Annotated in this window: 12 protein-coding genes and 3 pseudogenes; 2 read left to right on the forward strand and 13 right to left on the reverse strand. The window is 65.6% G+C overall.

The annotated features are described in order from the left end of the window. Nucleotides 1-62: 62 nt before the first annotated feature. The 7 genes and pseudogenes from ACETMP_RS08075 to ACETMP_RS08105 all read right to left on the reverse strand — a co-directional run bounded on the left by ACETMP_RS08075 (nucleotide 63) and on the right by ACETMP_RS08105 (nucleotide 7908). The gene (locus ACETMP_RS08075; protein ID WP_375160541.1) at nucleotides 63-1100 is read right to left on the reverse strand and encodes an ABC transporter ATP-binding protein; all 1038 of its coding nucleotides are present in this window, start codon (nucleotides 1098-1100) and stop codon (nucleotides 63-65) included. Continuing rightward, nucleotides 1093-2072, reverse strand: a pseudogene (locus ACETMP_RS08080) (ABC transporter ATP-binding protein). The gene ACETMP_RS08075 and the pseudogene ACETMP_RS08080 overlap by 8 nt, the downstream one beginning before the upstream one ends. Then, nucleotides 2069-2890, reverse strand: a complete 822-nt coding sequence (locus ACETMP_RS08085; protein ID WP_257180014.1) for an ABC transporter permease — start codon at nucleotides 2888-2890, stop codon at nucleotides 2069-2071. Before ACETMP_RS08085 ends, ACETMP_RS08080 begins: the two are co-directional and overlap by 4 nt. Continuing rightward, complete coding sequence (locus ACETMP_RS08090) at nucleotides 2887-3810, reverse strand: ABC transporter permease (RefSeq protein ID WP_375161863.1); 924 nt, start codon at nucleotides 3808-3810, stop codon at nucleotides 2887-2889. Before ACETMP_RS08090 ends, ACETMP_RS08085 begins: the two co-directional genes overlap by 4 nt. Before the next feature lie 60 nt (nucleotides 3811-3870). Continuing rightward, nucleotides 3871-5461: pseudogene (locus tag ACETMP_RS08095) on the reverse strand (ABC transporter substrate-binding protein). 388 nt (nucleotides 5462-5849) lie between these two features. Further along, nucleotides 5850-7160, reverse strand: coding sequence for an S-methyl-5-thioribose kinase (gene mtnK, locus ACETMP_RS08100; RefSeq protein ID WP_375160542.1), 1311 nt, complete (start codon nucleotides 7158-7160; stop codon nucleotides 5850-5852). A 115-nt stretch (nucleotides 7161-7275) separates the two neighbouring features. Then, nucleotides 7276-7908, reverse strand: coding sequence for a class I SAM-dependent DNA methyltransferase (locus ACETMP_RS08105; protein ID WP_375160543.1), 633 nt, complete (start codon nucleotides 7906-7908; stop codon nucleotides 7276-7278). Between the two features lie 227 nt (nucleotides 7909-8135). Between ACETMP_RS08105 and ACETMP_RS08110 the strand changes: the two genes are divergently transcribed. Beyond that, nucleotides 8136-8603, forward strand: a complete 468-nt coding sequence (locus ACETMP_RS08110) for a YidB family protein (RefSeq protein WP_375160544.1) — start codon at nucleotides 8136-8138, stop codon at nucleotides 8601-8603. 30 nt (nucleotides 8604-8633) lie between these two features. Beyond that, on the forward strand, nucleotides 8634-8897 hold the full coding sequence (locus ACETMP_RS08115) for a GlsB/YeaQ/YmgE family stress response membrane protein (RefSeq protein WP_257180018.1): 264 nt from the start codon (nucleotides 8634-8636) through the stop codon (nucleotides 8895-8897). Between the two features lie 88 nt (nucleotides 8898-8985). On the opposite strand, the gene ACETMP_RS08120 is transcribed toward ACETMP_RS08115, so the two are convergent. From ACETMP_RS08120 to nuoN, 6 genes and pseudogenes are all read right to left on the reverse strand, one after another. Further along, a complete protein-coding gene (locus tag ACETMP_RS08120) occupies nucleotides 8986-9333 on the reverse strand; it encodes a hypothetical protein (RefSeq protein ID WP_375160545.1) in 348 nt (115 codons plus the stop codon). Nucleotides 9334-9419: 86 nt separating this feature from the next. Beyond that, nucleotides 9420-9695 (reverse strand): DUF1467 family protein, encoded by a 276-nt coding sequence (locus tag ACETMP_RS08125; RefSeq protein WP_375160546.1) that lies wholly within the window; start codon nucleotides 9693-9695, stop codon nucleotides 9420-9422. A 9-nt stretch (nucleotides 9696-9704) separates the two neighbouring features. After that, complete coding sequence (mce, locus tag ACETMP_RS08130; protein WP_375160547.1) at nucleotides 9705-10109, reverse strand: methylmalonyl-CoA epimerase; 405 nt, start codon at nucleotides 10107-10109, stop codon at nucleotides 9705-9707. Between the two features lie 12 nt (nucleotides 10110-10121). Beyond that, nucleotides 10122-11791: pseudogene (locus tag ACETMP_RS08135) on the reverse strand (ribonuclease J). Beyond that, complete coding sequence (locus tag ACETMP_RS08140) at nucleotides 11791-12597, reverse strand: biotin--[acetyl-CoA-carboxylase] ligase (protein ID WP_375160548.1); 807 nt, start codon at nucleotides 12595-12597, stop codon at nucleotides 11791-11793. The pseudogene ACETMP_RS08135 and the gene ACETMP_RS08140 overlap by 1 nt, the downstream one beginning before the upstream one ends. A 1-nt stretch (nucleotide 12598) precedes the next feature. Then, nucleotides 12599-14035, reverse strand: coding sequence for an NADH-quinone oxidoreductase subunit NuoN (nuoN, locus tag ACETMP_RS08145; protein WP_375160549.1), 1437 nt, complete (start codon nucleotides 14033-14035; stop codon nucleotides 12599-12601). Nucleotides 14036-14038: the final 3 nt, after the last annotated feature.

The following is a 14038-nucleotide window of genomic DNA, read 5'->3' on the forward strand; positions in this document are numbered from 1 at the left end:
CTCGCAATGACGGTGTGGAAGCAGGGATACCCAAGCGCTGCCTCTCCCGTGAGGAGGCCGCATTAGATTGAGACGGACTCCGCCCGCCTCGCAATCTCCTCGCTGCGCCAGCACCGCACCGCGTGCCCATCGGCCCGCGTCTCCAGGTGCGGCCCCGGCTCGATCAAGCACACCGCCTCGGCATGACGGCAGCGCGGGCTGAAGGCGCATCCATTCGGGGGATTGAGCGGGTTGGGCAGGTCGCCGCCGGTCGTAGCCAATGGGGCATGGCGCAGCGGATCGGGGATGGCGGCGATCAGCGCCTGCGTGTAGGGGTGCGCCGGCCGCTCGAAGATCTCGCGCCAATGGCCGTTCTCGACGATGCGGCCGAGATACATCACGGCGACGCGGTCGCTCATGTGCTCGACGACGCCGAGATCGTGGCTGATCATGACGTAGGACAGGCCGAGCGTCTCCTTCAGCTCCAGCAGCAGATTGATGATCTGGGCGCGGATCGAGACGTCAAGCGCCGACACCGGCTCGTCGCAGATGACGATCTTGGGATTGAGGATCAGGGCGCGGGCGATGCCGATGCGCTGGCGCTGGCCGCCGGAGAACTCATGCGGGTAGCGGCCGGCCTGCTCGGGCCGCAGGCCGACATGCCGCAGCATGGTCGCGACGCGGTCCTCGATCTCGCTTTTGGCGGTCACGCCGTGCACCCGCAGCGGATCTTCCAGCGTGCGGCGGACGGTCTGGCGCGGATTGAGCGAGGCGTAGGGATCCTGAAACACCATCTGGACGGTGCGCGCCAGCGCCTTGCGGTCGCCGGATTGCCTGGTCCTGACGACCTCCCCGTCCAGCACGATGCGGCCGCGCGTCGGCGTCAGCAGGCCGAGGATCGACAAGGCAACCGTCGACTTGCCCGAGCCGGACTCGCCGACGAGGCCGAGGCATTCGCCGCGCTTCAGCTTGAGGTCGACACCGTCCACGGCACGAAGCAGCCGGCGGCCGCGGCCCAGCAGGCCGCCGCCCAGTTGAAAATGAACCGCGAGATCCTCGACGCTGAGAATGAGATCGTCGTCCGGCCGCTGCTCACCCGGCATGTTCACCGGCTCATGCATGGTGATGACACCTCACCAGCCCGCCCGCCGCCAGCAAATCCGTCTCCGGCACGACCGTCCGGCAGATCTCGGTCGCATGCGCGCAGCGCGGATTGAACCGGCAGCCATCGGGGAAGTTCGTGATGGCGGGAACGACGCCGGCGATTTCCTGGAGCCTGGCGCGGCCGAGCGCGGCGCGGCTGCCGAGCCGCGGCAGCGAGTCGACCAGGCCTTGCGTGTAGGGATGCGAGGGCGCCCGAAAGATATCGGCCGAGCCGCGCTCCTCGACGATGCGGCCGGCATACATCACCGCGACGCGGCGGCAGACATTGGCGACGAGGCCGAGATCGTGGCTGATCATCAGGATCGCCGTTCCCCGCTCGGCGCAGAGGTTCCGCATCAGCTCGATGATCTCCGCCTGCACGGTGACGTCGAGCGCGGTGGTCGGCTCGTCGGCGATCAGCAGGTCGGACCGCAGGCCAGCGCGATGGCGATCATCACGCGCTGGCGCATGCCGCCGGACAGCTGGTGCGGATAGTCCTTCACCCGCCGCTCGGGCGCGGGCACGCGGACGCTCGCCAGCGCCTCGACCGCCAGCCGGTTGGCGTCCTGCCAGCTCTTGCCCTTGTGCAGCACGAACATCTCGGCGATCTGCCGGCCCACCGGCGAGACCGGATTCAGCGCCGTCATCGGCTCCTGGAAGATCATGGCGATCCGGTTGCCGCGCAGCTCCCGCTGCCTGGCTGCGGAAAGATGCTGGATCTCCCTGCCCTCGAACCGGATGACGCCGCCGCCGATCGCCAAGGGCGGCCGCAACAGGCCGATCAGGGCGAGGGCCGTGATGCTCTTGCCGCAACCGGATTCGCCGACGAGGCCGAACGTCTCGCCGCGATCAATGCGGAATGAAACGTCCTCAGCCGCCGCGACACGGCCCGATCCGACATCGAGATCGAGCCGGAGATTCTCGACTTCGATCAGCGGCGTGCCCGTCATGTACGCCGGCTCCGCGATTGCGGATCGAGAATGTCGCGCAGGCCGTCGCCGAGCAGATTGAGGCCGAGCACGGTGAGGAAGATGGCGAGGCCCGGAAACACCGAGAGCCACGGCGCCGTCGTGATCTGCTCGCGGGCCTCCGACAACATGCTGCCCCAGCTTGGAAAGGGCGGACGGACGCCGAGGCCGAGGAACGACAATGCGGCCTCGGACAACACCGCGCTGCCCATGCCGAGCGTGCCGATGACGATGATCGGCCCGAGCATGTTCGGCAGCAGCTGCGTCATCATGATGCGCAGATCGCCGTAGCCGAGCACGGTCGCCGCCTGCACATAGCCCTGGCTCCGCAGCGACAGCGCCGAGGCCCGCGCGATCCGGCAGGTGAAGGACCAGTTGGTCAGCCCGAGCGCGATCAACAGGCTGGTGAGGCCGGGGCCGAGCACCGCCATGATGGCCAGCGCGAAGATCAGCGAAGGGATCGCGAGCATGAGATTGGTCAAGGCGTTGACGAAATCGTCCCACCAGCCGCCGAAATAGCCGGCGCTGAGCCCTAGGGCCACGCCGATGACGCTGTTGATCAGCTGCGAGACGATGCCGACCGTCAGCGACACCCGCGCGCCGTACACGACGCGGGAATAGATGTCGCGGCCCTGATCGTCGGTGCCGAACCACCAGGTCCAGCTCGGCGGCTCCTCCGCGTTCATCAGGTTGGCGTCCATCACGGGATCGGTGTGCGCGAGCCAGGGCGCGAGCAGGCCGACCAGGATCGCCAGCGCGAACAAGACGCCACCGATGACGAGGTTGGGGCGGAGCTTCATGCGTATCTGATCCTGGGATCGATCACGCCGTAGAGCACGTCGATCAGCAGATTGATCGCGAGAAAGGCCATCACCACCACGAGGATGGAGCCCTGGACCGCCGGAATGTCCCGCTGCAGCACGCTGTCGACCAGGAGCGAGCCGATGCCCGGCCAGGAGAACAATTTCTCGACCACGACCGCCTGCCCCATCAACCCGCCGAATTGCAGGCCGACGGTGGTGAGGATGATGACGAGCGCATTGCGCATCACATGCCACTTCACGACCCTGAATTCGCTCATGCCTTTGGAGCGCGCCGTGCGGACGAAATCGGCCGTCATGATCTCCAGGACCGCGGCGCGCGTCGTCCGGGCGAACAGCGCCATCGGCGAGACGCCGAGCGTGACGGCCGGCAGCAGCAGATATTTCAACCCGCCGTCGCCATAGCCGAAGCTCGGCAGCCAGCCGAGCTTCAACGCGAACAGGTACATCAGGACGAGACCGAGCCAGAACTTGGCGATGGAAAGACCCGACACCGCCACGACCATCGCGAGCGTGTCGACGATGCCGCCCGGTTTCAGCGCGGCGATGAAGCCCAGGGGAACGCCGATCACAATCGCAAACGCCATCGCCGCGAAGATCAGTTGCAGCGTCGGCCATGCCCGCTTGGCGATCATGGTCGTGACCGGCTCGCGCGTCCGGAACGAGGTGCCGAAATCACCGGTCGCCAGCTTGGCAATGTAGGTGCCGAAACGCACATAAACGGGATCGTCGAGCCCGAGCTGCTTCTTCATGCGCAGCTCGACCTGCGGGTCGCTGTCGTCGCTCATGGAGGTGACGATGCTGCCGGGAACGACGCTGAACAGCACAAAGACCAGCAGCACGACGGCCAGCGCGGTCGGGACGGTTTGCAGCAATCGACGGGTCAGGAAGGAGAGCATCGGCACTATTCCTCTCTCCCTCCACCGCCTGAGGCGATGGAGGGAGCGCGCGAGCGTATGTCACTTCGCGGGCGAGGTCTCGTCGACCCAGAGATCCTCGACGTTCTGATGAGTCAGCTCCGTCGCGTTCAGCTGGATCCCGTTGAGCCAAGGCTGCACCGCCATGACCGCCTTGTTGTAGTTGAAGAACCAGACCGGAGCCTCCTCGTAGAGCAGCGCATTGGCCTTTTGCAGCAATTCGCTGCGCTTTGCGACGTCGTCGGCCTGCCCTGCCTGATCGACGATCTTGTCGAAATCGGCATTCTTGTAGGTCATGTAGTTGCAGGCCGGCTGCGGCGTCGACGAGTGGAAGCATTTGAGGGCAGCCAGCGGATCCGGTCCGCTGGCCTGGGAATAGATGAAGGCCTGGTAGTCGCCGGTGCGAACCACCTCCGCCAGCACCGCGGTCTCGACCTGCTTGACCTTGGCCTTGATGCCGACCTTGTCCAGCATCGGGATCACGGCCGACACGATCGGCAGGCCCCAGCTTTCATTCGGGCTGGCGGTCCATTCGAACTCGAAGCCTTGGGGATAGCCGGCCTCGGCGAGCAGCTGCTTGGCCTTGGCGGGGTCGTAGGGATAAGGCTTCATGGCCTTGTCGTAGGCCGGCGAGGTCAGCGGCAGCCAGCTGGTGGCGCGATAGGCCTTGTTCTTGACCAGCTTGTTGATGATCAGATCGGTATCGATCGCGTAATTGATCGCCTGCCGCACGCGCTTGTCGGAGAACGGCTTGAACGACGGATTCATGCCCATGTAGCGCGTGAAGACCTCGGCGACCTCGACGATGGTGCCCTTGAGGGCGGCGTCGGACTGATAGGCGACGTATTGCGCAGGCCCCAGCACCGAGGTGTCGATCTCCTTGTTGCGGAAGGCGACGTCGCGCGCCGCGGCCTCGGCCATGATCGACACGATCACCTTGTCGGCGTAGGGCTTGCCTGGCTTGTAGAACCGGTCCCAGCGCTCCAGCACGATGCGTGACCCCGGCACGTGCTCGACGAATTTGAACGGTCCGAGGCCGATCGGCTTCTGGATGAAGCTCTCCTTGGCACCCTCGTCGGCGGGATAGATCGAAGTCAGCGCGGTGAAGAAGTAGAAGCCCGGATCGACCTTGTCGGTCAGCTTCATCTCAATGGTGAAATCGTCGATCTTCTTCAGGCCGGAGATTTCCTTGGCCTGGCCCTTCTCGACCGCGGCGGCGCCCTCGATGACGCGGACAAAGCGCGCCCCGGGATAGGCCTTGGTGCCGTCCATGATGCGGTTATAGGACCAGATGACGTCGTCGGCGGTCATCTTGCGGCCATTGTGGAAATAAGCGTCGTCGCGCAGCTTGAAGGTGTGAACCAGGCCGCCACCGGAGACCACATCCTCCTTGGCGAGTTCCAGAACCGGCTTGCCCTCCGCGGAATTCCAGATGTAGAGCGAGCGATGCAGCGCCTTGGCGTAGATCTCGTCCTGGGCGCGTTGCGTGGTGTGAATGTCGAGGCTGGTGAAGCTCGAGGCCGTAGGGCGCCGTCATGCGGATGGTTCCGCCCTTGCGCGGCGTCTGGGCCTCCGCCGTTGCGGCGAGCGCCAGCCCCATCCCCGCGATGATTGCGATCATCTTGAACATCATGTGTCCCCCAACAACGCAGGCCGATGCCGATCAGAGATTTGATCATTCGCAGCCCATCGAATGCAAGCTTCGTTTTTGCTGGAGACCAATGTCCGTTCCCGGGGGGCGCTTCGGCGGAGATCCCGAGGATCGAGTTGCATCCCCGCAGCGATGCAATCCGCATTGACGCGGTGCGTCATCAGGCGGCTGCCCCGACGCCGCCCCCTTGCCCTTGCAAGTGTGTTGGCGGCCGCCGGCTCTTTTCCGCCATGGCCTGCGCAGCGCCTTATCCGCCACCAAGGCGGCGGCGGAAGCACCCCAGATACATTCCGCGGCGACAGTCTGGATGGCTTGGTCGCAAGGCTCGTCCCCATGACGGAGTTTGCAGCACTGCCCTTCGCGGGCGTCTTCAGCCCGACAATTCCGGCATCCAGTCCCGCAGTTTTCGCGCGGCCGCCGTAACGTCGGCGATCGTCTGGAACGTCGGCGTCTCCACCATCATCGTGCGCGCCAGCCGCACCGCGCGCGCCTCGCTGATCGCGCGCGTCCTCGTCGCCTCGATCAGCTCGAAATCGATGTTGTGCGCGAGGCCGAAGATGCGGCGGATGATCTTTGCGCCAGCGAAGCCGATCGTATCGGCGAACAGGCGTTGCATGTAGGCCTGACGCTCGGCCTCCAGGCGCGCGGCGCCCTTCTCCCCGGCGAAGAGCGAGGCCGGATAGGCGTCGCCTGCCGCGCCGGCGCGCCAGAGCTCGAGGAATTTACGAGCGAACTCGCTCCAGACCAGCTCGACCGTCTCCAGGACCCAGGCCTCGAATGCGGCCCGCCCGCCCGCCGCGCGCTCATGGCCGGCGGAGGCAAAATAGGCCATCAGGAGGTTGGCGAGCACGGCGCCGAGGTCGAAGCCCATCGGGCCGTAGAATGCGAATTCGGGATCGATCACCCGCGTCTCGCTCTCCGTGACCATGATCGATCCGGTGTGGAGATCGCCGTGCAGCAGCGCTTCCGGGCTTGCCATGAACTTCAGCTTCTGCCGGGAGATCGCGACGTGCAGCTCCATGTCGTCGCGCAGCTCAGCGGCAAGGGCATCGAGATACGGCGCGGTCCAGCGGTTCTGCTCGGCGATACGGTAGGGATCGGTGAAGATCAAATCCTCGGTGATCTTGCACAGCGCGTGGTTGCCGGCGAAAGCTGCGATGCCCTCCTTCTTCTCGGCCGCGGACAGCGCGAGGTCGGAGGTGAAGAACAGCGTTCGCGCCATGAAGGTGGTGATGTCGCCGACGAAGCCGGGATATCGCGTGCCCGCAACCAGCCCCTTGCGCATGATGATATGGGGCTCGAGCAGCTCCATCACCGTCAGCGCCAGATCCTCGTTGTGATGCAGCAAAGCCGGCACGAGGCCGGGCGCGAGCTGGGCCTGCTTCGACAGCGCCAGATATTCGTAATGGGCCCGCGACAGCGGCAGCGGCCAGCTTTCGCCGACGAGACGGACATAAGGCAGCGCCTGCTTGACGGCGATGCCGCCACGCGAGCCCTTGACGATGAAGACGAGGTTGAGATTGCCGTCACCGACCTCGGTGATCGCCCAGGACGCCGGCTCGCCGCCCAGCCGGGCCGCGACATCGAAGACCTCCGCAATGTAATCCCGCAAATCGGCTTCATGGAGAATTCGATAATCCTGCCGCCGCGGATCGGCCAACGGTCGAGGCGCTGAACTCATGCCGGTCTCCCCCACGATGCCGGCGGGAGCAGCTGTTCACTCCCATGTCGGATTTGAGCCGGCCTTCTTTTCGGATCATCATAGCCACAAAGCGCGCTGGCGCCTATCGCCACGATCATTCGACTGAACCGGGCGTCTCGATGCGCTGTGCAAGCCAGATGGTGTGGCCGCCGCAATCGCGATCGTCGGCGACATGCGCCACGACGCGGAAGCCGTTCCGGCCCAGGAGCGACCGATATTCGCTGGCATCCAGGCTCGCATGATACAGCGGCTCGCCGCCGAATTGTCCGATCGCCTCGCCGTGTGCGGGGCCGCTCGTGAACATCAGCGCCGCGCCCGGCGCGGCATGCTCGCGAAAGATCGGGAACATGCGGCGCTGGTCCTCGTAGGACAGATGAAAGAAGCTGTCCCAGGCAAGGATGCCGCAGAACCGTCGCCCCAACGCAAGCTGGCGCATGTCGTCGACAGTCCACACCTGCTGCGGGAAACGACGCCGGCACTCGGCGATCATCGCCGGGGCGGAATCCACGCCCGCGACGGGGTGACCAAGACCGATCAGATATCCAGCGATCGGCATGGCGGAGCCACAGCCCAAATCGAGGACCGGGCCGGCAGGAGGCAGCAGCGCTCGAAAGCGGTCGAGCCAGGCTCGCTCGAACAGGCGGCCTTGGGCGCGCTTCTCGATCCAGTCCGAGGCCTGGCGCTGGTAGAGATCGATGATCCGGTCGGCGGCTTCCGATGACGGCATTTGCGTTCTCGCGGGGCGCTTGGTCCTGAGATCGTCCGGCTCCGCCGGGGTCGAGTTGGGGATTTTACTACCTCCTGCCGCGCTTCCCGGCCAGCCCGCCCCGTCGTCGGTTCTCACCCTCGCGACAGAGAGACGCTTCGCCGCGACCGATCATGTGCGATCTCGGGAACTCAGGCGTGTTGAGACAGTTTGGCTCTTCTCGGATCTCGGATCTCAAGGAGACGCCAATGGCGCGCGGAATGCCTTCCATGACTGCCCTTCTGGCGATGCTGGCCATAGCTGGCTATCAAAACCGCGACAAGCTGGCCGATCTGCTGAAGGGTTCAGGCGCAGGGTCTGCGGCCGGAGCGCCCGCCGGCGGGAGTGCTCAGGAACCGCTTGGGGGAATGCTGGGCAACCTGGGCGGCATGCTCGGCGCGGGCGGCATCGGGGGGCTGCTCAATGGAGGAATTGGCGAGCTCCTGGAAAGGTTTAACCAGAATGGCCGGGGCGAGGTAGCCGACTCCTGGGTAAAGCCCGGCCCCAACAAGGAGATTGCGCCGCCTGAGCTGAAAACTGCCGTTGGCGCCGACGTGCTCGAGAAGCTCGAACAGCAGACGGGGCTCTCTCAAGACGAGATCCTCGCAAGGCTATCCCGGGAATTGCCCTCGGCGATCGACAAGTACACACCGGACGGGCGCCTGCCGCAGGCTTAACTGCCGCTGCCTAACTCGAAGAGGTTTGAAATGAGCATTCTCTGGACGATCATCATCGGCTTCGTCGCCGGCGTCATAGCCAAATTCATCATGCCCGGGGACAACGAGCCGTCCGGCTTCATCCTGACGACCATCCTCGGCATCGTGGGCGCATTCGTTGCGACCTACCTCGGCCAGGCCCTCGGCTGGTATCGTCCCGAAGAAGGAGCAGGATTGATCGGCGCGGTCGTTGGCGCGATCATCGTGCTGCTCGTCTACGGAATGATCGCGGGCCGCCAACGCCGAACGATTTGATGGTCTTGCGTGAAAAGCGCGACGAGGCTGCGCACTCGCGTCAGGAGCTGCGCAGTTCGGCGCCGCGCTCGCGCAGGACACCGAACAATTACTCGCGCTCCAGGAAGCTCGAGCCGATCTCGGCCTTTCTCTTGATCGGATCGTAATCACAATAAACGAGATCCGCCACCAGCGTGTAGCTGGCGCTGACGTTGTATTTGTCGAGCTTGACCGAGTTCAGGCCGATCACCGAGGTGCTCTTGCCGCCGTTCCATTTGAACGGTGTCGAGCTCTTGGCCTGCTCGCAGGCCATCACGGCTTCGTTGAAGACGTAACCCTCGACGAATGCCTTCAGCGTCCGCACCTGTGCGGCCATCTTCCACTCGACATAGCCGATGGCGCCGAGCCCGGCGACGATCAGCACCAGCAGCGCGACGACGATGCGTTGAAAAGTCATTTGTGTCCCCCCAACTATACGAACTATCTCCACCGTTATTGCGAGCGCCCCAGTCTATCGCCTTCCGGCGCGCTCGGCAGGAGCCCCTAAAACGGCATGCCCATCATCTTCGACAGGCGCTCGATCGAGAGATAGCCGGCGTTATAGGCGAGCATGCCGAGGCCGTAGATGATGGCCGAGATGATCGTGGTCCAGATCAGCTTGCGGCCCATCCGGGTCAGGATCGGGGCGCCGGGATCGGTGCCGGGCGCGCCGACGCCGTCCTCGTGCTGGCTGCGCACGCCGAACGGCAGCGTCACGAACAGCGCGACCCACCAGATGACGAAGTAGATCGCGATCGCGGTCGATATCTGGATGGCCATGGGACGGCCTTACGCCTGCTCGATTTCGACCAGCGCGCCGGAAAAGTCCTTCGGATGCAGGAACAGCACCGGCTTGCCATGGGCACCGATCTTCGGCACGCCGTCACCGAGCACCCTTGCCCCCTCCTTCACCAGCGTGTCGCGCGAGGCGATGATGTCGACCACCTCGTAGCAGATGTGGTGGATGCCGCCGTCCGGGTTGCGCTCGACGAATTTTGCGATCGGCGAGGCCTCGCCGAGCGGCTCGATGAACTCGATCTTGGTGTTGGGCAGCGTGGCGAACACGGTGATGACGCCGTGCTCGGGCAGCGGCACCGCGTCCGAGATCTGGGCGCCGAACGCGGCACCGTAGATCCTGGCCGCCTTGACCGCGTCCTTGGTCGCGATCGCGACATGGTTGAGCCGGCCCAGCATGGTTCTCTCCCGTTAGACTGTCAGCACGTGTACCAGACAGGGGGCTTCTTGCCCCAATGTTCGTTGATGACGGCCCGGACGGCGCGTCGCACCGACTCGGCCAGCGCATCCGCATCGCGGCGGCGCGCCTTCGGCAGGCCCTCGATCGTCGACATCACGGCGTCGAAGACGATGTCGTCGAACGGCTCGCCCGCCCGGTTCTTATCGGGGATTCCGACCAGGTCGACCTCGGGATCGTCGGCGAGCTCGCCCTGCTCGGTCATGGCAATGGCGACGAAGGCGCAACCGGAGAAGGCCATGCGCCGCCGCTCGACCACGGCGCGGGACTTGGAATCCTCCAAGATCGTGCCGTCCTTGTAGAGACGCCCCGACGGCACCTCGCCGACGATGCCGGGATCGCCGGGGCCGAGCTTGACGAGGTCACCGTTGCGGCAGACCAGCACGCGCGGCACGCCGGCGGCCCGCGCCAGCTTGGCGTGCTCGTGCAGATGCAGGGCTTCGCCATGGACGGGTATCAGGAGCTGCGGCCTGGTCCAGGCGATCAGGTCGCGCAATTCGTCGCGGCGAGGATGGCCGGAGACGTGAACCAGGGCATCGCGGTCGGTGATGATCTCGACGCCCTGCAGCACCAGATTGTTGATGATCGAGCTGACGGCCTTCTCGTTGCCCGGAATGGTGCGCGAGGAGAAGATGACGCTGTCGCCGCGGTTGAGCGTGATCTCGGGATGGTCGTCATTGGCGATCCGCGCCAGCGCGGCGCGCGGCTCGCCCTGGCTGCCGGTGCACAGCGCCAGCACCTTGTCCTGGGGAAGGTGGCCGTAGACCTCGGGGGAGCGGAAATTCTGCACGCCGTCGAGATAGCCGGTCTCGCGCGCCACCTGCACCACGCGCTCCATGGCGCGGCCGACCACGACGACCTCGCGGTCGGCGGCCTTGGCGGCGGCGGCCACGGCCTTGATGCGCGCGACGTTGGAGGCGAAGGTCGTCACGGCGACGCGGCCCTTGGCCGATTTCACCAGGTCGATGATGGTCCGGGCGACCTCGGCTTCGGAGGGCGAGCGACCGTCGCGCACCGCGTTGGTGGAATCGCCGATCAAGGCAAGCAGGCCCTCCTCGCCGAGCTCGCGCAGCCGCTTCTCGTCGGTGGGAGCCCCGAGCGTCGGGGTCGGATCGATCTTCCAGTCGCCGGTGTGCAGCACCGTGCCGGCCGAGGTGTGGATTGCCAGCGCGTGCGCCTCGGGAATCGAATGCGCGACGGGAATGAATTCGACGTTGAACGGACCGACGTCGATGCGCCCGCCCGACGGCACCACCGTCACCGGGATCTTCGGCGCGTTGCGCTCGGCGGCGCATTTGGCCTCGAACAGCGCGGCGCTGAACTGCGTCGCATAGATCGGGCATTTCAGCTTCGGCCAGAGGTCGATGATGGCGCCGAAATGGTCCTCATGGGCGTGGGTCAGCACGAGGCCCATCAGGTTCTTGCGTTCCTTCTCCAGGAAGGAGATGTCCGGCATGATCAGGTCGATGCCCGGCAGATGCTCCTCGTCGCCGAAGGAGACGCCGAGATCGACCGCCATCCAGGCGCGCTGCTGGCGGTTGCCGAGGCCGTAGATCGACAGGTTCATGCCGATCTCGCCGACACCGCCGAGCGGCGCAAATACCAGTTCCTCGGGCTTCGCCATCATGCAGCTCCCACCGAGCGGACCGAACCGAAGAACACCTCGCCTGCCGCCACCGGCACGCGGCGGCCCTCCGCGGTTCGGACGATCAGGCAGCCGGTATCGTCGATGGTGTCAAAAATGCCTTCCAGCGTCATCGTCCCCGTATGGATCGCGACCTTCTCGCCGAGGCCGGCGGCGCGCTCCAGCCACAGCTTGCGGATCTCGGCAAAGCCGCCTCCATTGTCCCAGATGCTGCGGAACTCGACCCAGGCATCAGACAGGGCCGAGAACAGCTCCTCGGCACTGATCTGGACGCCGAGCGCGGCCAGCGACACCGCGGGCGTCGGTGTGCCCTCGGGCGCCGCGACGACATTGGTGCCGATGCCGACCACGATGGCGAGGCGGTCGCCGACGGCCTCGGCCTCCAGACCGATGCCGACCAGTTTCTTGCCGTTGGCCAGCACGTCATTGGGCCATTTCAGCGCGTAGCGGGGACGGCCCTCGCCGAGGCGGAGCGCGGCCTCGAGGCTGACCTTTTCCAGGGCGGCCTCCTCGGCCAGACCGGCGGCAAAGCCGATGGTGGCGGCAATTGCCGGCGCGACGTCCAGGACTTCGAGGACGCTGGCGGCGAGATTGCCGCGCGGCGCGATCCAGGGCCGCTGACGGCGGCCGCGGCCGGCGGTCTGCTCTGACGTGACGAACCACATCGGACCGCGTTCGCCGGCTCTGGCGCGCTCGATCGCCTCGGTATTGGTCGAGCCGGTCCGCTCGAACGCCGCGAGCTTGTAGCCCGCGGATGAGGCGCGAGGACCGAGCGCGAAAGCCATCCTAAAACAGCGACTTTGCCGCGGCGGAGGCGACGCTCACCACGGGGCCCGCGAACAGCGCGAACAGGATGTTGAACAGGCCGGCAACCGCCAACACCGTCTTCACCTCGACGCGCACCGGATCGACCTGTCCGGCCGGTTCGTCGAAATACATCGTCTTGACGATGGCGAGATAATAGTAGGCGCCGACCACGCTGGTCAGCACGCCGACGACGGCGAGCGTGAACAAATTCGCCTTGATAGCGGCGACGAAGACGTACCATTTGGCGAAGAAGCCGGCGAGCGGCGGAATGCCGGCGAGCGAGAACAGCAGCATCGCGAACATGAAGGCGAGCAGCGGATTGGTGCGCGACAGGCCGGCGAAATCGCTGATCTGCTCGACGGCCTGGCCGTTGCGGCGCATGGCGAGGATGATCGAGAACGAGCCCAGCGTCATCGCGACATAGATCACGATGTACATCAGGACGCCCTGGGCGCCCTCGACCGTGCCGGAGGCAAGGCCGACGAGGGCAAATCCCATGTGGCCGATCGAGGAATAGGCCATCAGGCGCTTGATGTTGGTCTGGCCGATTGCGGCGAAGGAGCCGAGCGCCATCGAGGCGATCGAGACGAACACCAGGATCTGCTGCCACTGCGAGACGATGCCCGGGAAAGCGGTCAGCGTGACGCGGGTGAACACGGCGAGCGCGGCAACCTTCGGCGCCGAGGCGAAGAAGGCGGTGACCGGGGTCGGCGCGCCCTCGTAGACGTCGGGCGTCCACATGTGGAACGGCACTGCCGAAACCTTGAAGCAGAGTCCGACCAGCAGGAAGACCAGGCCGAACACCAGCCCGACATTCGAGACCGTCGCGGCCGCGGCGATGCCGGTGAAGCTGACCGTGCCGGTGAAGCCGTAGACCAGCGAGGCGCCGTAGAGCAGCATGCCCGAGGACAGCGCGCCGAGCACGAAGTACTTCAGGCCGGCTTCAGTCGATTTGGCGTTGTCGCGGTTGGAGGCCGCCACGACATAGAGCGCCAGCGACATCAGTTCGAGGCCGAGATAGAGCGAGATCAGGTCGCCGGCCGAGATCAACACCATCATGCCGAGAGTCGAGAGCAGCACCAGAATGGAATATTCGAAGATGCGGCGCGACGGGTCGGACAGGAACTCGGTCGACAGCACGAGCGTCACCGCCGAGCCGATCAAAGCCAGGATCTTCATGAAGCGGGCGAAATCGTCGACGATGAAACTGCCGCCGAAGGTCACATGCTTGCCGGCGGGCAGCATGTATTCGAGCACGCCGACCGCGACCAGCAGCACCACCGCCAGCGAGGTGATCGCACTGGTCGTCCCCTGGCCGCGATAGGCGCCCAGCATCAGCAGAGCCATGGCGCCGACCGCGAGCACGATCTCGGGCAGCACCGGCGCCAGTTGATAACCTGCAGTCTCAAAGCTCATGGC

Source organism: Bradyrhizobium dasycarpum (assembly GCF_042019905.1).
GTDB lineage: Bacteria > Pseudomonadota > Alphaproteobacteria > Rhizobiales > Xanthobacteraceae > Bradyrhizobium > Bradyrhizobium japonicum_B.